Origin of the sequence: Pseudoxanthomonas sp. SORGH_AS_0997 (assembly GCF_031453535.1) — a bacterium.
In the GTDB taxonomy this organism is placed as follows: domain Bacteria; phylum Pseudomonadota; class Gammaproteobacteria; order Xanthomonadales; family Xanthomonadaceae; genus Pseudoxanthomonas_A; species Pseudoxanthomonas_A winnipegensis.
Map to the genome: position 1 here is coordinate 783,438 of NZ_JAVIZI010000001.1, position 21,315 is coordinate 804,752.

Below are 21,315 nucleotides of genomic sequence, written 5' to 3' on the forward strand. Positions count from 1 at the left end.
CATGGCACATTCCCACCCAGCTTCCACTGGCCCGGTCGGTCCCGCCCCGCAGCCGCATCAGGTGTGCCTGACCACGCTGCACTACGACACCCCGTGGTCGTACGAGAACTACCTCAAGACCGGCGGCTATGCCGCGCTGCGCAAGATCCTCGAAGAGAAGATCAGCCCGGCCGACGTGGTCGAGATGGTCAAGGCCTCCAACCTGCGCGGCCGCGGCGGCGCCGGCTTCCCGACCGGCCTGAAGTGGTCCTTCATGCCCAAGGGCGACATGCAGAAGTACATCCTCTGCAACTCGGACGAGTCCGAGCCGGGCACCTGCAAGGATCGCGACATCCTGCGTTACAACCCGCACTCAGTGGTGGAGGGCATGGCCATCGCCTGCTACGCCACCGGTTCGACCGTGGGCTACAACTATCTGCGCGGCGAGTTCCACCACGAGCCCTTCGAGCACTTCGAGCAGGCCCTGGCCGATGCCTACAAGCACGGCTGGCTGGGCAAGAACGTGCTCGGCTCGGGCGTGGACATCGACATCTACGCCGCGCTGGGCGCCGGCGCCTACATCTGCGGTGAGGAAACCGCGCTGATGGAGTCGCTGGAAGGCAAGAAGGGCCAGCCGCGCTACAAGCCGCCGTTCCCGGCCAACTTCGGCCTGTACGGCAAGCCCTCGACGATCAACAACACCGAGACCTACGCCTCGGTGCCGGCGATCATCCGCAACGGTCCGGAATGGTTCCTGGGCCTGTCCAAGACCAAGAACGGCGGCCCGAAGATCTTCTCGGTGTCCGGCTGCGTGGCCAAGGGCGGCAACTTCGAGGTGCCGCTGGGCACCACGTTCGATGAGCTGCTGGAAATGGCCGGCGGTCTCAAGCCGGGCCGCAAGCTCAAGGCCGCCGTCCCCGGCGGCGTGTCGATGCCGGTGCTGAAGGCCGACCAGCTCAAGGGCCTGCAGATGGACTACGACACGCTGCGCGCGCTGGGCACCGGCCTGGGCTCGGGCGCCATCGTGGTGCTGGACGACAGCGTGTGCTGCGTGCGCTTCGCCTGCCGCATCAGCCAGTTCTTCCACAAGGAATCCTGCGGCCAGTGCACGCCGTGCCGCGAAGGCACTGGCTGGATGCACCGGGTGCTGGAGCGCATCGTCGCCGGCAAGGGCACGATGGAAGACCTGCACCAGCTCAAGGCCGTGGCCGGCCAGATCGAAGGCCACACCATCTGCGCGTTCGGCGAGGCGGCGGCGTGGCCCATCCAGGGCTTCCTGCGCCAGTTCTGGGACGAGTTCGAGTACTACATCGTCAACGGTCGCTCGATCGTCGACGTCCAGCTGGAGGCCGCCGCATGAGCGCCCAACCGGTCGATCCCAACGTCCCGCCCGATCACGTCACCATCGAGATCGATGGCCGCGTCCTGTACGCGCCCAAGGGCTCGATGATCATCCAGGCCGCCGACAAGGCCGGCATCCCGATCCCGCGCTTCTGCTATCACGACAAGCTGTCCATCGCGGCCAACTGCCGCATGTGCCTGGTCGATACCGAAGTCGGCGGCCGCCCCGCGCCCAAGCCTTCGCCGGCCTGCGCCACGCCGGTCGGCGACGGGCTCAAGGTGTTCACGCGCAACGAGAAGGCGCTCAAGTACCAGCGCAGCGTGATGGAGTTCCTGCTGATCAACCATCCGCTGGACTGCCCGATCTGCGATCAGGGCGGCGAGTGCGAACTGCAGGACGTCTCGCTGGGCTATGGCCGCTCGGTCAGCCGCTTCAACGAACGCAAGCGCGTGGTGCCCGACGAGGACATCGGTCCGCTGGTCGCCACCGAGATGACCCGCTGCATCCAGTGCACGCGCTGCGTGCGCTTCACCGCGGAAGTGGCCGGCACCTACGAGCTGGGCGGCATGTACCGCGGCGAGAACCTGCAGATCGGCACCTACGACGGCAAGCCGCTGACCACCGAGCTGTCGGGCAACGTGGTCGACGTGTGCCCGGTCGGCGCGCTGACCAACAAGGTGTTCCAGTTCCGCGCCCGTCCGTGGGAGCTGCAGGCGCGCGAGTCGCTGGGCTTCCACGACGCGATGGGTTCCAACCTGTACGTGCATGTGCGCCGCGGCGAAGTGCTGCGCACCGTGCCGCGCGACAACGAGGCGGTCAACGAGTGCTGGCTGTCCGACCGCGACCGCTATTCGCACCAGGGCCTGTACGCCGCCGACCGCGCGGTCAAGCCGCTGCAGAAGGTCGATGGCGAGTGGAAGGAAGTGAGCTGGGCCGAGGGCCTGGCCGCCGCCGCCGAGATCCTCAAGGCCCACGCCGGCGATGAGCTCGGCGTGCTGGTCCACCCGGCCACCTCGAACGAGGAAGGCGGCCTGGTGGCGCGCCTGGCCGCGGGCCTGGGCAGCGGCAACCTCGACCATCGCATCTTGGCCAACGACCTGTCCGACGGCGCCGTCGCGCAGCCGTTCGGGCTGCCGCTGGCGCAGATCGAGAAGGCCGGGGCGATCGTGGTGTTCGGCAGCAACGTGCGCCACGAGCTGCCGCTGCTGCACCAGCGCATCCGCAAGGCGGTGCGCAACGGCGCCAAGGTGCACCTGGTCAATCCGGTGGACTTCGACTTCACCTTCAGCGCGGCCAGCAAGACCATCGTGCCGCCGTCGCAGCTGGCCGATGCGCTGGGCGCTTCGGCGCTGCGCGAGGCGGTGCAGGGCGCCAGCTCGGCGGTGGTGATCGTCGGTGCGCTGGCCGAGAACCATCCGCAGGCCGCCGCGCTGCGCAAGGCCGCCGCCGACTTCGCCGCGGCGACCGGCGCGGCGCGGTGCCGCATCCCGCAGGGCGCCAACGCCGTGGGCCTGGCCCGCGCCGGCGTGCTGCCGAGCACGCGCGACGCGGCCGACATGGTCGCCCAGCCGCGCGCCGCCTATGTGATCTACGGCATCGAGCCGGGCCTGGACTTCGCCCATGGCTTCGCCACGCAGAAGGCGCTGACCGCGGCCAAGGTCGTGGCGTTCAGCCACTTCGCCTGCGCCTCCACCCGGCGCATGGCCGATGTGATCCTCCCGATCGGGCGCGCTGCAGGAAATCGAGGCCACGCTGACCAATCTGGACGGCATCGAGCAGCGCACCCAGGCCGGCGGCAAGCTGCCGGGCGAGGCGCGCGAGGGCTGGAAGGTGCTGCGCGCCCTGGGCGGCGTGCTGGGTCTGCCGGGCTTCGACTTCACCGATCTGGCCGGCGCGCGCGCCAGCCTGGCCAACCCGGCCGCGGTGACGCCCAAGGCCTCGGCCGCGCCGGCGCTGGCCGGCGAGGGGCTGGAGGTGGTCGCCACCTGCGGCATCTACCGCACCGATGGCTTCGTGCGCCGTGCGCAAGCGCTGCAGGCCCATCCGCTCAACACCGCGCCCGGCATCAGCCTGCATCCGCAGGACGCGCAGGCGCTGGGCCTGGGCGAAGGGCAGGTGGCCAAGGTGCAGGCCGCCGATGGAACGGCCACCTTGCCGGTGGCGATCAATGACCGTGTCGCGCCGGGGTCGGCGTGGATCGAGTCGGGCCACGGCGCCACCGCGCCGATCGGCGCCGGCCGGGTGAAGGTGGTGGCTGCATGAACGAGCTGTTGATCAATGGCGTCAGCCCCCTGCGCGACTGGCTGCTCAGCCTGGGCGCGGGCGGCCTGATCGTGTGGATCGTGCTGAAGATCCTGGTGATCACCATGCCGGTGATCATCACGGTGGCCTTCTACGTGGTCTGGGAGCGCAAGCTGATCGGCTGGATGCACGTGCGCCACGGGCCGATGTACGTGGGCATGGGCATCCTCCAGGCCTTCGCCGACGTGTTCAAGCTGCTGTTCAAGGAGATCATCCAGCCGGCCAGCGCGCAGAAGACGATCTACGTCCTGGCGCCGCTGATCACGCTGGCGCCGGCCTTCGCGGCCTGGGCGGTGATTCCCTTCGACGCGCAGCTGGTGCTGTCCAACGCCAACGCCGGCCTGCTGTACCTGCTGGCGATGACCTCGCTGGGCGTGTACGGCATCATCCTGGCCGGCTGGGCGTCCAACTCCAAGTACGCCTTCCTGGGCGCGCTGCGTTCGGCCGCGCAGGTGGTCAGCTACGAGATCGCGATGGGCTTCGCCCTGGTCGGCGTGATGATCGCCGCCGGCAGTCTCAACCTGTCCAGCATCGTCGAGGCCCAGCGCGGCAACGCCGGCTTGTTCGAGTGGTACTGGCTGCCGCTGTTCCCGCTGTTCATCGTGTACTGGGTGTCCGGCGTGGCCGAGACCAATCGCGCGCCGTTCGACGTGGTGGAAGGCGAATCGGAAATCGTCGCCGGCCACATGGTGGAGTACTCCGGCTCGGCGTTCGCGCTGTTCTTCCTGGCCGAATACGCCAACATGATCCTGGTCAGCTTCCTGGTCTCGATCTTCTTCATGGGCGGCTGGCTGAGCCCGATCCAGGGCTGGGTCACCGCCGATGTCTCGCCGTGGATCGACTGGGTCTGGAAGGGCGGCTGGCCGTGGCTGTTCGCCAAGGTCGTGTTCTTCATGAGCGCCTACATCTGGTTCCGCGCCAGCTTCCCGCGCTACCGCTATGACCAGATCATGCGGCTGGGCTGGAAGATCTTCATTCCCCTGACCATCGTGTGGATCGCCGTGACCGCGCTGATGGTGTTCTACGGCGTCATCCAGCGAGGCGCCTGACCGACATGAACAAGATCACCCATTACTTCAAGAGCCTGCTGCTGCTCGAACTGCTGCAGGGCCTGTGGCTGACGTTCAAGTACACGTTCAAGCCCAAGTACACGATGATGTACCCCATGGAGAAGTTCCCGCAGTCGCCGCGGTTCCGCGGGCTGCACGCGCTGCGCCGCTATCCCAACGGGGAAGAGCGCTGCATCGCCTGCAAGTTGTGCGAGGCGGTCTGCCCGGCGCTGGCCATCACCATCGACTCGACCAAGCGCGAGGACGGCACCCGCCGCACCACGCGCTACGACATCGACCTGTTCAAGTGCATCTACTGCGGCTTCTGCGAGGAAAGCTGCCCGGTGGACTCCATCGTGGAAACCCACGTGCTGGAGTACCACTTCGAGAACCGTGGCGAGAACGTCGTCACCAAGCCGCAGCTGCTGGCCATCGGCGACCGACTCGAGTCGGAAATCGCCGAACGCCGCGCCGCCGACGCCGCTTTCCGCTGAGGACGAGATGGACTGGATCAACATCAGCTTCTGGATCTTCGCCGCCGTCGCCGCTGTCTCGGGCGCCGCGGTGATCAGCGTGCGCAACCCCGTGCACGCGGTCCTGTTCCTCATCCTGACCTTCTTCAGCGTCGCCTGCGTCTGGCTGCTGGTCGGCGCCGAGTTCCTCGGCGTGGCCCTGATCCTGGTGTACGTCGGCGCGGTGATGGTGCTGTTCCTGTTCGTGGTGATGATGCTGGACATCGACGTGGCCCAGCTGCGCCAGGGCTGGGTCCGGTTCCTGCCGGTCGGCCTGCTGGTGGCCGTGGTCATGCTGGTGCAGATGCTGGTGCTGATCGGCGTCAAGGCCAAGGCCGGCGCCGCGCTGCCGGACAACGCCGCCGCCGCGGCCGCCGAGACCTCCAACATCACCTGGCTGGCGCGTTCGCTGTTCACCGAGTTCCTGCTGCCGTTCGAGTTCGCCGCGGTGATCCTGACCGTGGCGGTGATCGCCGCGGTGATGCTGACCCTGCGCAAGCGCGAGGGTGTCAAGACCCAGGACCCGTCCGAACAGACCCGGGTCAAGGCGCGCGACCGCTTCCGCATGGTGCGCATGGAACCCGTGCGCCCGGTGGTGCCGGTCGTCGAAACCCCGGCCCAAGACGGTGCCCAGGAGGCCAAGTCGTGATCACCCTCGGACACCTGCTTGCGCTCGGCGCGGTGCTGTTCTGCATCTCGCTGGCCGGCATCTTCCTCAACCGCAAGAACGTGATCGTGCTGCTGATGTCGATCGAGCTGATGCTGCTGTCGGTCAACATCAACTTCGTGGCCTTCTCGCGCCAGCTGGGCGACACGGCCGGCCAGCTGTTCGTGTTCTTCATCCTCACCGTGGCCGCGGCCGAGGCCGCGATCGGCCTGGCGATCCTGGTCGCGCTGTTCCGCAGCCGGCGCACGATCAACGTGGCCGAAGTCGACTCCCTCAAGGGCTGATGTACTGATGACGGGCCAACTTCTCCTTTCCAAGTCCGTGCTGCTGGCCGTGGTGCTCGCGCCATTGCTGGGCAGCATCATCGCCGGCCTGTTCGGGCGGCAGGTCGGCCGTGCCGGCGCGCATACCGTCACCATCCTGGGCGTGGCCGTCAGCTGCGCGCTGTCGTGCTGGACGCTGTACCAGCTGGTGTGGGGCGGGGCGTCGCCGTTCAACGAGAACCTGTACACCTTCTTCGACGTCGGCAGCTTCCAGGGCCATGTCGGCTTCATGGTCGACCGGCTGACCGCGATGATGATGGTGGTGGTGACCTTCGTCTCGCTGCTGGTGCACGTCTACACCATCGGCTACATGGCCGACGATCCGGGCTACCAGCGCTTCTTCAGCTACATTTCGCTGTTCACCTTCTCGATGTTGATGCTCGTGATGAGCAACAACTTCCTGCAGCTGTTCTTCGGCTGGGAAGCGGTGGGCCTGGTGTCCTACCTGCTGATCGGCTTCTGGTTCAAGCGCCCGACGGCCGTGTTCGCCAACCTCAAGGCCTTCCTGGTCAACCGCGTGGGCGACTTCGGCTTCCTGCTCGGCATCGCCGCGGTGCTGATGGCCTTCCGCACGCTGGACTACGCGACCGTGTTCTCCTACGCGCCGCTGGCCGCCAACGCCAAGCTGGCCCAGGTCTGGCCGCAGGTCGAAGGCCTGCAGCAGGCGTTCGAGTGGATCGGCGGCTGGTCGCTGATGACGGTGATCTGCATCGGGCTGTTCATCGGCGCGATGGGCAAGTCGGCCCAGGTGCCGCTGCACGTGTGGCTGCCCGACTCGATGGAAGGCCCGACCCCGATCTCGGCGCTGATCCACGCCGCCACGATGGTCACCGCGGGCATCTTCATGGTGGCGCGCATGTCGCCGCTGTTCGAGCTGTCGCAGACCGCGCTGAACTTCATCCTGTTCATCGGTGCGACCACGGCCTTCTTCACCGGTCTGATCGGCATCGTGCAGAACGACATCAAGCGCGTGGTCGCGTACTCCACGCTGTCCCAGCTGGGTTACATGACCGTGGCCCTCGGCGTGTCGGCCTACAGCGCCGGCGTGTTCCACCTGATGACCCACGCCTTCTTCAAGGCGCTGCTGTTCCTGGGCGCCGGCTCGGTGATCATCGGCATGCACCACGAGCAGGACATGCGCAAGATGGGCGGCCTGCGCAAGTACATGCCGATCACCTACGTGACCATGATCATCGGCACGCTGGCCCTGGTCGGGACGCCGTTCTTCTCCGGCTTCTATTCCAAGGACACCATCATCGAGGCCGCCGCGCACCACGCGCACGTCTCGCACAACTGGATCGCCACCTACGGCTACTGGGCGGTGCTGGGCGGCGTGCTGATCACCAGCTTCTACAGCTTCCGTCTGCTGTTCCTGACCTTCCACGGCGCCGAGCGCTTCCGCGATGTGGCGCACGACGATCACGGCCATGGTCATGACCACGCGCATCATGATGCGCACGGCGATGCCGAGCACACCGATGCCGAGGCCCAGGTCCACGGTCATGACGATCACGGCCACCACGGTCCGCACATCCCGCACGAGTCGCCCTGGGTGGTGACCCTGCCGCTGATCCTGCTGGCCATCCCCTCGGTGCTGATCGGCTTCTTCACCATCGGTCCGATGCTGTTCGGTACCGACTGGGCCGGCCACTCCGCCGAAGGCGGCGTGCCGGGCCAGGCCGTGAAGTTCTTCACCGGCATCATCGATTTCTACGATCCCGCGCGCGACACCGTCGGCGCGCTGGCCGAGGAGTTCCATGGTCCGGTGGCCTTCGCGCTGCACGGCTTCCTGGGCGTGCCGTTCTGGCTGACCCTGGCCGGCTTCGCCCTGGCCGCGGTGCTGTACCTGGTGCTCTCGCCGGAATGGCCGGCCAAGCTGCGCCAGCGCTTCTCCGGTCTGGTCAAGATCCTGGAGGCCAAGTACGGCTTCGACATCCTGTGGATCGACGGCTTCGCCGGCGGCGGTCTGCAGCTGGGCAGGATCTCGCGCTGGATCGACACCCGCATCATCGATGGCGTCTTCGTCAACGGCAGCGCTCGCGTGGTCGAGCTGGCCTCGCAGCTGCTGCGCCGCACCCAATCCGGTTTCCTCTACCACTATGCGTTCGCCATGATCATCGGCCTGGTTGCACTGCTGGCCGTCGTGTCTTGGGCCTGGCGCTGATCTGTACGGATACGAACACGTGTCGAACTTGCTGAGCATTCTGATCTGGCTGCCGATCCTCGGCGGTGCCCTGGCACTGGCGATGGGCACCGGCCGCGCCCAGGCCGCCCGCTGGCTGGCGCTGGTCGTGGCCCTGCTGACCTTCCTGGCGAGCCTGCCGCTGCTGATCCACTTCCAGTGGGGCAGTGCGGACATGCAGTTCGTCGAGAAGCACGCCTGGGTGCCGGCCTTCGACATCTGGTACGCCCTGGGCGCCGACGGCATCTCGGTCTCGCTGATCGTGCTGACCACGCTGACCACGGTGCTGGCGCTGATCGGCGCCTGGACGGCGGTGGACAAGCGCGTCAACCAGTACGTGGCCGCCTTCCTGATGCTCGAGGGCATGATGGTCGGCGTGTTCTGCGCCACCGACGCGATGCTGTTCTACGTGTTCTTCGAGGCGATGCTGATCCCGATGTTCCTGATCATCGGTGTCTGGGGCGGCCCGCGCCGCATCTACGCTTCGGTCAAGTTCTTCCTGTACACCTTCCTCGGCTCGGTGCTGATGCTGGTCGGCCTGGTCTACCTGTACATCAAGGGCGGCCAGCTGGGTCATGCCAGCTTCCAGTTCGCCGACCTGTACGTGCTGCCGCTGACCGCCAAGGAGCAGACCTGGCTGTTCTTCGCCTTCCTGATCGCCTTCGCGGTCAAGGTGCCGATGTTCCCGGTCCACACCTGGCTGCCGGACGCGCACGTGGAAGCGCCGACCGCCGGTTCGGTGATCCTGGCGGCGATCATGCTGAAGATCGGTGGCTACGGCTTCCTGCGCTTCTCGCTGCCCATCACGCCCGATGCGGCGCACGAGTGGGGCACGCTGGTCATCGTGCTGTCGCTGATCGGCGTGGTCTACGTCGGCCTGGTGGCGCTGGTCCAGGAGGACATGAAGAAGCTGATCGCCTATTCGTCGGTGTCGCACATGGGCTTCGTGACCCTGGGCACCTTCATCGCCTCGGGCCTGCTGCGCGACTACGACAACGTCGATGCGGCGCGCCTGGGCCTGCAGGGCGCGATGGTGCAGATGATCTCGCACGGCTTCGTCTCCGGCGCGATGTTCTCCTGCGTGGGCGTGGTCTACGACCGCATGCACACGCGCATGATCAAGGACTACGGCGGCGTGGCCAATGTGATGCCGTGGTTCGCGGTGTTCTTCGTGTTCTTCGGCATGGCCAACTCCGGCCTGCCGGGCACCAGCGGCTTCGTCGGCGAGTTCATGGTCATCCTGGCCAGCTTCCAGAAGCACCCCTACATCGCCTTCATCGCCGCGCTGACCCTGATCATCGGCGCCGGTTACACGCTGTGGCTGGTCAAGCGCGTGCTGTACGGCGAGGTCGCCAACAGCCACGTGGCCGAGCTGACCGACATCAACTGGCGCGAGGCGCTGGTGCTGGGGGTGTTCGCGGCCGGCACGCTGGCGCTGGGTGTCTATCCCAAGCCGCTGACCGACCTGCTGGAACCCTCGATCGCGCAACTGGCGATGCAGCTCGCCACCAGCAAGCTGTAAGGACTTCACGCCATGGCCGCTCCAATGCTTCCTTCCGCCCCCGTCACCGACCTGTTGCCGATCATCCCGGAACTGGTCGTCGTCGCCGGCGCCTTCGCGCTGCTGATCCTGGACGTGTTCCTGGACGCGCGCCGCCGCGCCATCACCCATGGCCTGACCCTGCTGGTGCTGGCGGTGACCTTCGTCCTGCTGGTCAGCCACACCGGCGTGGACCTCTCGCAGGGCCCGGCCCACGTCTTCCACGACATGTTCGTGCGCGATGCCCTGGCCGATGTGACCAAGGCCGCGATCGTGCTGGTCTCGGGCCTGTCGCTGATCTACGGCTGGCCTTACCTGCGCGAGCGCAATCTCTATCCGGGCGAGCTGCCGGTGCTGGTGCTGTTCGCCACCGCCGGCATGATGATGCTGGTCTCGGCCGGCAGCCTGGTCATGGTCTACCTGGGCCTGGAGCTGCTGTCGCTGTGCTCGTACGCGATGGTCGGCATGAACCGCGACAACGGTCTGTCCACCGAAGCGGCGATGAAGTACATCGTGCTCGGCTCGATCGCTTCGGGTCTGCTGCTTTACGGCATGTCGCTGGTGTACGGCGCCACCGGGTCGCTGGATCTGGCCCAGATCAACGGCGCGATCGCCGGCATCACCGATCGCCCGATGCTGCTGACCGGCATGGTGTTCATGGTCTGCGGCATCGCCTTCAAGCTGGGCGCCGCGCCGTTCCACATGTGGCTGCCGGACGTCTACCAGGGCGCGCCGACCCCGATCACGCTGTTCATCAGCTCCGGTCCCAAGCTGGCGGCCTTCGCCATGGCCTACCGCGTGCTGGAGCAGGGCGTGGGCCCGACCCAGCCGCAATGGCATCTGCTGATGGCCGCCCTGGCGACGCTGTCGCTGGTGATCGGCAACGTGGTGGCCATCGCCCAGACCAACCTCAAGCGCATGCTGGCGTATTCGACCGTGTCGCACGTGGGCTTCCTGATCCTGGGCCTGGCCGGCGGCGGTGCGGAAGGCTATGCGGCGGCGCTGTTCTACGGCATCGCCTATGCGCTGATGTCGGCGGCCTCGTTCGGCGCGATCCTGGTGCTCTCGCGCGCCGGCTTCGAGGCCGACACGATCGACGACTTCAAGGGCCTGAGCGCGCGTAGTCCGTGGATGGCCGGCATGGTGCTGTGCGTGATGGCCTCGCTGGCCGGCGTGCCGCCGTTCCTGGGCTTCTGGGCCAAGCTGGTGGTGCTGCGCGCCGCGGTCAACGGCGACCTGATGTGGCTGGCGCTGGTGGGCGTGGTGTGCGCGGTGATCGGCGCGTTCTACTACCTGCGCGTGATCAAGGTGATGTATTTCGATGAGCCGGTGGGTTCCCTTCCGGTGCCGCGTTCAGGTAAACTGGTCCCCGTGGTGTTTGGTGTCAATGCACTGGGTCTGCTGGTGCTGGGAATCGCCTGGAATCCGGTGATGACCTGGTGCAAAGCCGCTTTCGGCATTTGATACAAAAGAAGTTTCAGGGCTTGCATAAATCCCGCTGATTCTTCATAATTCCGCTTCTGCTGCGGGGTGGAGCAGTCTGGCAGCTCGTCGGGCTCATAACCCGAAGGTCGCAGGTTCAAATCCTGCCCCCGCTACCAAGTTTCCGGCATCGAAGTCCGCTTCGATCGCCAGGAGCCTGGGCTCGTAGAAACGCTTGTTCCCGTTTCTACATCCAGCGTCATCGGAAAAGGGCCCATTGGGCCCTTTTCCGTTTCTGAAAAACGCATTACGACGAGACTTCCGCCACGTGAGCGACAAGGCCACCGAGATCGCACAGCTGCTGCAGCCCACCGTTCAGGCCCTGGGCCTTGATCTGCTGGGTGTGGAATACCTGCCGGCCACCGGCAACGCCACGCTGCGCCTGTACATCGACGTGCTCGAGGCCGAGCGCGAGGCGCGTGTGGTCAACATCGACGACTGCGAGGCGGTCAGCCGCGAGGTCTCGGCCCAGTTGGACGTGGAGGACCCGATCAGCGGCAATTACACGCTGGAAGTGTCCTCGCCCGGCGTGGACCGTCCGCTGTTCACCGCGGCGCAGTTCGCGCGCTTCATCGGCGAGGAGGCCAAGGTCGTGCTGAAGCTGCCGCAGGACGGGCGCCGCCGGCTGCAGGGCCGCATCGTGTCGGTCGAGGGCGAGGCGATCACGCTGGCCTTCGACAACCAGCAGATGACCATCGCCGGCGACAACCTGGACAAGGCCCGGCTGATGCCCGACTGGGTCGCGCTGGGTCTGGCGCCGCAGCCGAAGAAGAAAGACGTGGGTGCCGGCAAGGGCAAGAAGAAGCCTGCCGCGCCCAAGCAAGTGCATTGATACCAACCCAACCCAACGACGGCCCGCGTGGTCGCGCTCGGAGTGATAGATGAGTAAGGAATTGTTGCTGGTGGTGGACGCGGTCGCCAACGAAAAAGGCGTGCCGCGTGAGGTGATCTTCGAGGCCATCGAGGCCGCGTTGGCGTCCGCCGCCAAGAAGCGCTATCCCGACCAGGACGTGCTGGTACGTGTGTCCATCGACCAGAAGGACGGCACCTACGAGACCTTCCGCCGCTGGGAAGTGGTGGCCGACGACGTGGTCATGGAGTCACCCGATCGCCAGATCCGCCTGATGGACGCGGTCGACGAGGCCGAAGGCGTCGAGGTGGGCGACTACATCGAGGAGCAGATCGAGAACCCCGATTTCGGCCGCATCGCCGCCCAGGCCGCCAAGCAGGTCATCGTGCAGCGCGTGCGCGAGGCCGAGCGCGCCCAGGTGGTCGATGCGTGGAAGGATCGCGTCGGCGAGCTGGTCACCGGCATCGTCAAGCGCGCCGAGCGCGGCAACATCTACGTGGACCTGGGCGGCAACGCCGAGGCCTTCATCGCCAAGGACAAGGGCATCCCGCGCGACGTGCTGCGCGCCGGTGACCGTGTGCGCGGCTACCTGTTCGACGTGCGTTCCGAGCCGCGTGGCCCGCAGCTGTTCATCAGCCGCGCCGCGCCGGAATTCATGATGGAGCTGTTCAAGCTGGAAGTGCCGGAAGTGGGCCAGGGCCTGGTCGAGATCAAGGCCTGCGCGCGCGATCCGGGCGACCGCGCCAAGATCGCCGTGCTGGCCCACGACACCCGCACCGATCCGATCGGCGCGTGCATCGGCATGCGCGGTTCGCGCGTGCAGGCGGTGAGCAACGAGCTCAATGGCGAGCGCGTGGACATCGTGCTGTGGAACGACAACCCGGCCAACTTCGTCATCAACGCGATGGCGCCGGCCGAGGTGCAGTCGATCATCGTCGATGAGGACCGTCATTCGATGGATCTGGCCGTGGCCGAGGATCGCCTGGCCCAGGCCATCGGCAAGGGCGGCCAGAACGTGCGCCTGGCCAGCCGCCTGACCGGCTGGCAGCTCAACGTGATGACCCAGGACCAGGTCGCGGCCAAGTCCGAGGCCGAGCAGGGCGTGGCCCGCCAGCTGTTCATGGACAAGCTGGAAGTGGACGAGGAGATCGCGCAGATCCTGGTCGCCGAAGGGTTCAGCACCGTCGAGGAAATCGCCTACGTCCCGGTCGGCGAGCTGCTGGCGGTGGAGGGCTTCGACGAGGACATCGTCGAGGAACTGCGCGCCCGCGCCCGCGACGCGCTGCTCAACGAGGCGCTGGCCGCCGAGGAGAGCGCCGAGGGCGACGGCCCGTCCGCCGACCTACTGGCCCTGGACGGCATGGACGAGGCCACCGCCTACGCCCTGGCCTCGCACGGAGTGCGGACCAGCGAGGACCTGTCGGACCTGGCGGCCGACGAGGTGATGGAGTTCGGCATCGATGGGCTAGACGAGGCCCACGCCGCCGCGCTGATCCTGGCCGCCCGCGCCGAGGAGATCGCCCGCCTGGAGCGTGGCGAATGAGCCGGCCATGAACATCGCCCTGAATCCTTCAGGGTTTAGAATTCGCGTTTCCCTTGCTCTGGGCGAGGGGGCGCCAACCAGATCATAGGATCCGAATGTCGCAGCAAACCACCATCCGCAAGCTCGCCGAACTGGTCAACACGCCGGTCGACAAACTGATCGAACAGCTGGCCGAGGCCGGCATGAAGTTCAGTGGCCCCGACCAGGAAGTGTCCAGCACCGAAAAGATGAAGCTGCTCGGCTTCCTGCGTCGCACCCACGGCAAGGCCGACGGTGAGACCGAGGAGGCCGCGGCCTCGCGGAAGATCACCCTGGCACGCCGCAAGGTGCAGGAAGTGACGGTCAAGTCCGGCCGCAGCAACTCCACCGTGGCCGTGGAGGTGCGCCAGAAGCGCACCTACGTCAAGCCCACCGAGGCCCAGGCCAGCGAGGCGCGCCGCGCCGGCAGCGCCGCGGCCGCCAACGGCGGCGACGAGCGCGCCGAGATCCTGCGCAAGCTGGAAGAGTCGCGCCAGCGCAACCTGGCCGAACAGCAGCGCCTGGCCGAGGTCGACCGCGCGCGCGCCGAGGAAATCGAGCGCAAGCGCCAGGAAGAGCTCGCCGCGCGCGCCGCCGCCGAGGCTGAGGCCCGCGCCGAGGCGCAGTCCGAGGACGAGGAGGCGGTCGCCGAGGAACCGGCGGCGCCGTCGGCCCCGCCGGCGCGCACGCCCATCGACGAGCGCAACGGCCCGATCGCCGGCATGTCCTCGATCCGCGTCCCGGCCAAGCCCGCCGCCCCGCGCAGCACGCCGGCCCCGGCGCGCAAGGAGCCCGAGCGTGGCGCCGGCGCGGCCGCGGCCAAGCACAAGACCCGCGGCTCGCACGCGATGGTCGCCGGCGTCGAGGACGACGACAGCACCCAGCGCTTCGCCGGGCAGCTGCACCTGTCGGCCGCCGACCGCGCCCGTCGTGGCGCCGCGCGCGGCAAGCCCAAGGCACGTCGCCAGCTCGAGCAGAGCCGCGGCGGTTCGGGCAGCCACCAGTTCGAGCGCCCGACCGCGCCGGTCGTGCGCGAAGTGGCCATCGGCGATGCGATCAGCGTCGGCGACCTGGCGCAGAAGCTCGCGCTCAAGGGGGGCGATGTGGTCAAGGCGCTGTTCAAGATGGGCGTGATGGCCACCATCACCCAGACCATCGACCACGACACCGCCGCGCTGGTCACCGAGGAACTGGGCCACAAGGTGGTCAAGGCCAATACCGATTCGGCCGAGGACGCGCTGCTAGCCCACACCGAGGAAGTGCAGGGCGATCAGGCTCCGCGTCCGCCGGTGGTCACCATCATGGGTCACGTCGACCACGGCAAGACCTCGCTGCTGGACTACATCCGCCGCACCAAGGTCGCCACCGGCGAGGCCGGCGGCATCACCCAGCACATCGGCGCCTACCACGTCGAGACCGCCAACGGCGTCATCAGCTTCCTGGATACCCCGGGCCATGCGGCGTTCACCGCCATGCGCGCGCGCGGCGCCAAGCTCACCGACATCGTGGTCCTGGTCGTGGCCGCCGACGACGGCGTGATGCCGCAGACGATCGAGTCGGTGCAGCAGGCCAAGGCGGCCGGCGTGCCGCTGATCGTGGCGATCAACAAGATGGACAAGTCCGACGCCGACCCGCTGCGCGTGAAGAACGAGCTGCTGGCCCACGACGTGGTGGCCGAGGAATTCGGCGGCGACACCCAGTTCATCGAGCTGTCGGCCAAGACCGGCCAAGGCGTGGATGCGCTGCTGGACGCGATCAGCCTGCAGGCCGAGGTGCTGGAACTGCGCGCCGTGCCCGAGGGCCGCGCCACCGGCACGGTCATCGAATCCTCGCTGGACAAGGGCCGTGGCCCGGTCGCCACCGTCCTGGTCCAGCAGGGCCTGCTCAAGAAGGGCGATTACCTGGTCTGCGGCATCCAGTACGGCCGCGTGCGCGCGCTGTTCGACGAGACCGGCGGCCAGCCGGCCTCGGCCGGCCCGTCGATCCCGGTGCAGGTCCTGGGCCTGTCCGGCGTGCCCGATGCGGGCGACGACTTCGTGGTCGTCGACGACGAGCGCCTGGCCAAGGACGTGGCCCAGCAGCGCGATGCCAAGCGCCGCGAGTCGCGCCTGGTGGCCTCGGCCGGCAGCCGCATGGAAGACATCATGGCCCAGCTGGGCAAGGGCGAGGGCCAGCTGAGCCTCAACCTGATCGTCAAGGCCGACGTGCAGGGTTCGGTGGAAGCGCTGCGCCATTCGCTGGTGGCGCTGTCCAACGAAGACATCCGCATCAACATCATCAGCTCCGGCGTGGGCGGCATCACCGAGTCGGACGCCAACTCGGCGGTCGCCTCCAAGGCCACGATCATCGGCTTCAACGTGCGTGCCGACGCCTCGGCCCGCCGCATCGTCGAAGCCAATGGCGTGGACATGCGCTACTTCTCGATCATCTATGACGTGATCGACCAGGTGAAGCAGGTGGCGTCCGGTCTGCTGGGCGTGGAGATCCGCGAGGAGATCATCGGTATCGCCCAGGTGCGCGACGTGTTCCGCAGCTCCAAGTTCGGCGCGGTGGCCGGCTGTATGGTCATCGAGGGCGTGGTCAAGCGCTCCAAGCCGATCCGCGTGCTGCGCGACAACACGGTCATCTTCGAGGGCGAGCTGGAATCGCTGCGCCGCTTCAAGGAGAACGTGGACGAAGTGCGCAACGGCACCGAGTGCGGCATCGGCGTGAAGGCCTACAACGACGTCAAGGCCGGCGACCAGATCGAGTGCTTCGAGCGCATCGAGGTGCAGCGCACGCTGTGATCGCGCCCGTCTGCGCCGCGGAGGTTCCTTCAGGAATCGCCGCCGGCGCAGGCGCCGTGATCGCCGCATCGCTCGATTGCCATGCCGACCAAATCTTTCCATCGCACCGACCGCGTCTCCGCCCAGCTCCGCCGCGAGTTGGGCACGCTGGTGCACGAAGCCGTGCGCGAGCACGGCCTGCCGTCGGTCAGCGTGTCCGACGTCGAGGTCACCCGCGACCTGGCCCACGCCAAGGTGTTCGTCACCGCCCTGATGCCCGAGCGCTCCACCGAGGCGGTCAAGGGCCTGAAGGAACTGGCGCCGCAGATCCGCTACGCCCTGGCGCGTGCGGTGAAGATGCGCCACGTGCCTGAACTGCATTTCCATTACGACGATTCGGTCGACCGTGGCGAGCGCATCGAGACGCTGCTGCGCGAGAATCCGCTGCCGCCCGAATCCGGGTCCGACCAGGACTGATGACCGCCACCGACGCCGCCGCGATGCCGGACGCCGACGGTGCCGGACGCGGCGGTTCGGCGCGCGCCGACCAGCCGCGCGGCAAGCGCCCGCAACGCCCGCGCACCAAGTTCCGCCGCGTCGACGGCATCCTGCTGCTGGACAAGCCCGGCGGCATGAGCTCCAACCAGGCCCTGCAGCGGGCCCGGCACCTGTTCGGCGCGGAGAAGGGCGGCCATACCGGCGCGCTCGATCCGCTGGCCACCGGCCTGCTGCCGCTGTGCTTCGGCGAGGCGACCAAGATCGCCGGCAGCCTGCTGGGTTCCGCCAAGGCCTACGACACCGTGGCCCGGCTGGGCCAGGTCACCGACACCGACGATGCCGAGGGCCAGGTGCTGCGCGAGCGGCCGGTCCAGGCCTATCCGATCGACCGCCTCGATGCGGCTCTGCGCGCGCTGACCGGGCACCTGCAGCAGCGCCCGCCGATCTATTCGGCGCTCAAGCGCGGCGGCGAGCCGCTGTACGCCAAGGCCCGGCGCGGCGAGGCGGTGGAGGTCGAGACTCGCCCGGTCTACGTGCGCGCCTTCGAGCTGCAGTCGGCCGCCGACCTGCTCGACGCCGGCCAGCCGCTGCTGCGTCTGCATGTCGAATGCGGCTCGGGCACGTATGTGCGCAGCCTGGTGCGCGACCTGGGCGAGGCGCTGGGCTGCGGCGCGCACGTGGCCCAGCTGCGCCGGCTGTGGGTCGACCCGTTCCGCGAGCCGCGCATGTGGACCCTGGAGCAGCTCGAGGCCCTGGCCGAGCGCGACCCGCGCAGCCTGCAGGCCTGCCTGCTGCCGGTCGAGGCCGGCATGGTCGGCCTGCCGCGCATCGACCTGACCGACGAGGCCGCCGCGCGCCTGCGGCAGGGCCAGCGCCTGACCGGCGTGCCCGGCCCGGCCGGGACCGTGGCCGTGTTCGCCGAGTCCGGCCAGGTGCTGGGAATGGGACAGCTGTCCAAGGACGGGCTGCTTTCGCCCCAGCGGCTGTTCAACTGGCCGACCGGCGGCGCGGTGTCACCGGCCTGAAACCTTGTGCCACCGGGTGCTGGCCCCTACAATACCGCGGCCTTTTCAGGCCCTTGGCCGATCCCGGCCTTCACTCACCATTGCAAGCGGCGGACCAGGCGGTGCGCGCGGAGGACAGCCCGCGTTCCTGCAGGTCGCGCATCAACCAAGAGAAATCGACATGTCCATCGACACCCAGAAAGTCATTGAAGACAACAAGCGCGGCGCTAACGACACCGGTTCGCCGGAAGTCCAGGTCGCCCTGCTGACCGCCCGCATCGAGATGCTGACCGAGCACTTCAAGACCCATAAGAAGGATCACCACAGCCGTCGCGGCCTGCTGCAGCTGGTCAACCGCCGCCGCAGCCTGCTCGACTACCTGCACCGCAAGGATGCCCCGCGTTACAAGGCCCTGATCGAGAAGCTGGGCCTGCGTCGCTAAAACCAGATGACCGACCGCGGCGCAGTGATGCGCCGCGGTTCGTTTTTTCCGGCGTCGGAAAAAGATGCACTGCAACATGGCCGCATACGGTGGCCGCCCGGGCACGGCAGGGGCCGTCGGCCGGGACAACCAGATTCGAGACTCTTAGGAAACCCACGTGGCAAAAATCACCAAGACCTTCCAGTACGGCAAACACACCGTCACCCTCGAGACCGGCGAGATCGCCCGTCAGGCCAGCGGTGCCGTCATCGTCAAGATGGACGACACCGTACTGCTGGTCAGCGCCGTCGCCGCCAAGAGCGCGCGCGAGGGCCAGGACTTCTTCCCGCTGACGGTGGACTACCAGGAGAAGTTCTACGCCGGCGGCCGCATCCCCGGTGGCTTCTTCAAGCGCGAAGGCCGCGCCACGGAGAAGGAGACGCTGATCTCGCGCCTGATCGACCGGCCGATCCGTCCGCTGTTCCCCGAGGACTACAAGAACGAAATCCAGATCATCGCCACGGTGATGTCGCTGAACCCGGAGATCGACGGCGACATCGCCGCCCTGATCGGCGCCTCGGCCGCGCTGTCGCTGGCCGGCACCCCGTTCAAGGGCCCGATCGGCGCCGCCAAGGTCGGCTACAAGAACGGCGAGTACATCCTCAACCCGACCGTGTCGGAGCTGAAGGACTCGCAGCTGGAGCTGGTCGTGGCCGGTACCGCCAACGCGGTGCTGATGGTCGAGTCCGAGGCCGCGCTGCTGTCCGAGGAAGTGATGCTGGGCGCGGTGACCTTCGGCCATCGCGAGATGCAGAAGGTGATCAACGCGATCAACGAGCTGACCGTCGAAGCCGGCACCAAGCCCTCCAGCTGGGTCGCCCCGGCCAAGAACGAGGCGCTGATCTCGGCGCTGAAGGAAGCCGTGGGCGGCAAGCTGGCCGAGGCCTTCCAGGTGCGCGACAAGCTGCAGCGCCGCGACGCCATCGCCGCGATCAAGAAGGACGTCATCGAAGCCCTGGCCGGCCGTGCCGAGGCCGAGGGCTGGGACAAGGCCGAGCTGTCCAAGGAGTTCGGCGAGCTCGAGTACCGCACCATGCGCGACTCGGTGCTGGACACCAAGATCCGCATCGACGGCCGCGCGCTGGATACGGTGCGCCCGATCTCCGTGCAGGCCGGCGTGCTGCCGCGCACCCACGGCTCGGCGCTGTTCACCCGCGGCGAGACCCAGGCGATCGTGGTCACCACGCTCGGCACCGCCCGCGATGGTCAGGTGATCGACGCGGTCAGCGGCGAGTACAAGGACAACTTCCTGTTCCACTACAACTTCCCGCCGTACTCGGTGGGTGAGTGCGGCCGCTTCGGCGCGCCGAAGCGTCGCGAGATCGGCCACGGCCGTCTGGCCAAGCGCGGCGTGCTGGCCGTGATGCCGACCATGGAAGAGTTCCCGTACACCATCCGCGTGGTCTCGGAGATCACCGAGTCCAACGGCTCCTCGTCGATGGCCTCGGTGTGCGGCTCGTCGCTGGCGCTGATGGACGCCGGCGTGCCGGTCAAGGCGCCGGTGGCGGGTATCGCGATGGGCCTGGTGAAGGAGGACGACCGCTTCGTGGTGCTGTCCGACATCCTGGGCGACGAGGATCACCTGGGCGACATGGACTTCAAGGTCGCCGGTACCTCCGAGGGCGTGTCCGCGCTGCAGATGGACATCAAGATCGAAGGCATCACCGAAGAGATCATGAAGCAGGCGCTGGAGCAGGCCAAGGCCGGCCGTCTGCACATCCTCGGCGAGATGTCCAAGGCCCTGACCAGCCCGCGCGCCGAGCTGTCGGACTACGCGCCGCGCCTGATCACCATCAAGATCCACCCCGACAAGATCCGCGAAGTGATCGGCAAGGGCGGTTCGGTGATCCAGGCGATCACCAAGGAGACCGGCACGCAGATCGACATCCAGGACGACGGCACGATCACCATCGCCTCGGTCAATGGCGCTGCCGGCCAGGCGGCCAAGTCGCGCATCGAGCAGATCACCTCGGACATCGAGCCGGGCCGCATCTACGAGGGCAAGGTCGCCAAGCTGATGGACTTCGGCGCGTTCGTGACCATCGCCCCGGGCAAGGACGGTCTGGTGCACGTCTCGCAGATTTCCTCCGAGCGCGTGGAGAAGGTCTCCGACAAGCTCAAGGAAGGCGACGTGGTCAAGGTCAAGGTGCTGGAAGTGGACAAGCAGGGCCGCATCCGCCTGTCCATGAAGGCCGTGGAAGAAGGCGAGGGCGTGACCGAGTAATCGGTTGGCTATCGCTTGATTAGAGAAAGGCGGGCCTTGGCCCGCCTTTTTTTGTTGCTGTCTCGGTAAAGGGAGCGCGCGTTTTTGCGCTCCGGCTTCTTTGCGCTCCGGCTTCGGAGGGGCAGCGCTCCGGCGGGCGGGGGCCGCTTTTCCCTCAATCAGGGCATCCTGCCCTGATTCGGGCGCTCGGCGTCCTGCCTCGCTAGGCGCGGCCCCCGCCCGCCGGACCGCTGCCTCGTGCGTCAGGTCACAGGACTTCGGTTTGAGCCCCCTCCCTTGCGCGCAGCGCAGGGGAGGGATGGGGAGGGGTGCTCTTGCTCTTGCTTCGGTGGTTTGACCGGGAAAGCCCCGACCCCACCCCGGCCCTCCCCTTCGCCTGAGGCGAAAGGGAGGGGGCAGGGCGCTTGCTCGCTGCTTTCGAGTTGGGAGAAGTCCAGATCCATTCGCCGCAGCGCCTCGACCCGGGCCGGCGTCCGGAGAGCGGGTCAGGGATGGCCCGTGGCAGCGAGTCTGCCGTGGAGGGTGGACCGAGCCGAGGAGCCAGGTCCTGCCGGG

Annotated in this window: 14 protein-coding genes, 1 tRNA gene and 2 pseudogenes; all 17 read left to right on the top strand. The window is 67.6% G+C overall.

All coding sequences use genetic code 11. The annotated features are described in order from the left end of the window. The first annotated feature begins 1 nt into the window (after window position 1). The 17 genes and pseudogenes from nuoF to pnp all read left to right on the top strand — a co-directional run bounded on the left by nuoF (window position 2) and on the right by pnp (window position 20,760). Complete coding sequence (gene nuoF / locus QE438_RS03640; protein ID WP_130521782.1) at window positions 2-1,339, top strand: NADH-quinone oxidoreductase subunit NuoF; 1,338 nt, start codon at window positions 2-4, stop codon at window positions 1,337-1,339. Beyond that, window positions 1,336-3,583 (top strand): annotated as a pseudogene (nuoG, locus tag QE438_RS03645) (NADH-quinone oxidoreductase subunit NuoG). Before nuoF ends, nuoG begins: the two are co-directional and overlap by 4 nt. After that, window positions 3,580-4,671: an NADH-quinone oxidoreductase subunit NuoH gene (gene nuoH / locus QE438_RS03650; RefSeq protein ID WP_130521780.1), complete on the top strand. Its 1,092-nt coding sequence runs from the start codon at window positions 3,580-3,582 to the stop codon at window positions 4,669-4,671. Before nuoG ends, nuoH begins: the two are co-directional and overlap by 4 nt. Before the next feature lie 5 nt (window positions 4,672-4,676). Beyond that, window positions 4,677-5,165, top strand: a complete 489-nt coding sequence (gene nuoI / locus QE438_RS03655; protein WP_130521779.1) for an NADH-quinone oxidoreductase subunit NuoI — start codon at window positions 4,677-4,679, stop codon at window positions 5,163-5,165. Between the two features lie 7 nt (window positions 5,166-5,172). Further along, window positions 5,173-5,832, top strand: a complete 660-nt coding sequence (locus QE438_RS03660) for an NADH-quinone oxidoreductase subunit J (protein WP_306992487.1) — start codon at window positions 5,173-5,175, stop codon at window positions 5,830-5,832. After that, complete coding sequence (nuoK, locus tag QE438_RS03665) at window positions 5,829-6,134, top strand: NADH-quinone oxidoreductase subunit NuoK (RefSeq protein WP_130521777.1); 306 nt, start codon at window positions 5,829-5,831, stop codon at window positions 6,132-6,134. Before QE438_RS03660 ends, nuoK begins: the two co-directional genes overlap by 4 nt. A 7-nt stretch (window positions 6,135-6,141) precedes the next feature. Then, window positions 6,142-8,337: an NADH-quinone oxidoreductase subunit L gene (nuoL, locus tag QE438_RS03670; protein WP_306992485.1), complete on the top strand. Its 2,196-nt coding sequence runs from the start codon at window positions 6,142-6,144 to the stop codon at window positions 8,335-8,337. A 19-nt stretch (window positions 8,338-8,356) separates the two neighbouring features. Further along, window positions 8,357-9,877: an NADH-quinone oxidoreductase subunit M gene (locus QE438_RS03675; RefSeq protein ID WP_130521775.1), complete on the top strand. Its 1,521-nt coding sequence runs from the start codon at window positions 8,357-8,359 to the stop codon at window positions 9,875-9,877. Between the two features lie 12 nt (window positions 9,878-9,889). Beyond that, window positions 9,890-11,359 (top strand): NADH-quinone oxidoreductase subunit NuoN, encoded by a 1,470-nt coding sequence (gene nuoN, locus QE438_RS03680; protein WP_306992481.1) that lies wholly within the window; start codon window positions 9,890-9,892, stop codon window positions 11,357-11,359. A gap of 60 nt (window positions 11,360-11,419) precedes the next feature. Next, window positions 11,420-11,496: transfer RNA gene (locus tag QE438_RS03685), tRNA-Met, on the top strand. 149 nt (window positions 11,497-11,645) lie between these two features. After that, window positions 11,646-12,140, top strand: a pseudogene (gene rimP / locus QE438_RS03690) (ribosome maturation factor RimP); the annotation flags it as partial. 118 nt (window positions 12,141-12,258) lie between these two features. After that, entirely contained in the window at window positions 12,259-13,770 is a 1,512-nt protein-coding gene (gene nusA / locus QE438_RS03695) for a transcription termination factor NusA (RefSeq protein WP_130529651.1), read from the top strand. A gap of 95 nt (window positions 13,771-13,865) precedes the next feature. Further along, window positions 13,866-16,574, top strand: coding sequence for a translation initiation factor IF-2 (gene infB / locus QE438_RS03700; protein WP_165394487.1), 2,709 nt, complete (start codon window positions 13,866-13,868; stop codon window positions 16,572-16,574). An 81-nt stretch (window positions 16,575-16,655) separates the two neighbouring features. Next, the gene (rbfA, locus tag QE438_RS03705; RefSeq protein ID WP_165402894.1) at window positions 16,656-17,030 is read left to right on the top strand and encodes a 30S ribosome-binding factor RbfA; all 375 of its coding nucleotides are present in this window, start codon (window positions 16,656-16,658) and stop codon (window positions 17,028-17,030) included. Continuing rightward, a complete protein-coding gene (truB, locus tag QE438_RS03710; protein WP_306992478.1) occupies window positions 17,030-18,076 on the top strand; it encodes a tRNA pseudouridine(55) synthase TruB in 1,047 nt (348 codons plus the stop codon). Before rbfA ends, truB begins: the two co-directional genes overlap by 1 nt. Window positions 18,077-18,236: 160 nt before the next feature. Next, complete coding sequence (gene rpsO, locus QE438_RS03715) at window positions 18,237-18,497, top strand: 30S ribosomal protein S15 (RefSeq protein WP_130519451.1); 261 nt, start codon at window positions 18,237-18,239, stop codon at window positions 18,495-18,497. Window positions 18,498-18,654: 157 nt separating this feature from the next. After that, window positions 18,655-20,760, top strand: coding sequence for a polyribonucleotide nucleotidyltransferase (gene pnp, locus QE438_RS03720; protein ID WP_306992476.1), 2,106 nt, complete (start codon window positions 18,655-18,657; stop codon window positions 20,758-20,760). Window positions 20,761-21,315: the final 555 nt, after the last annotated feature.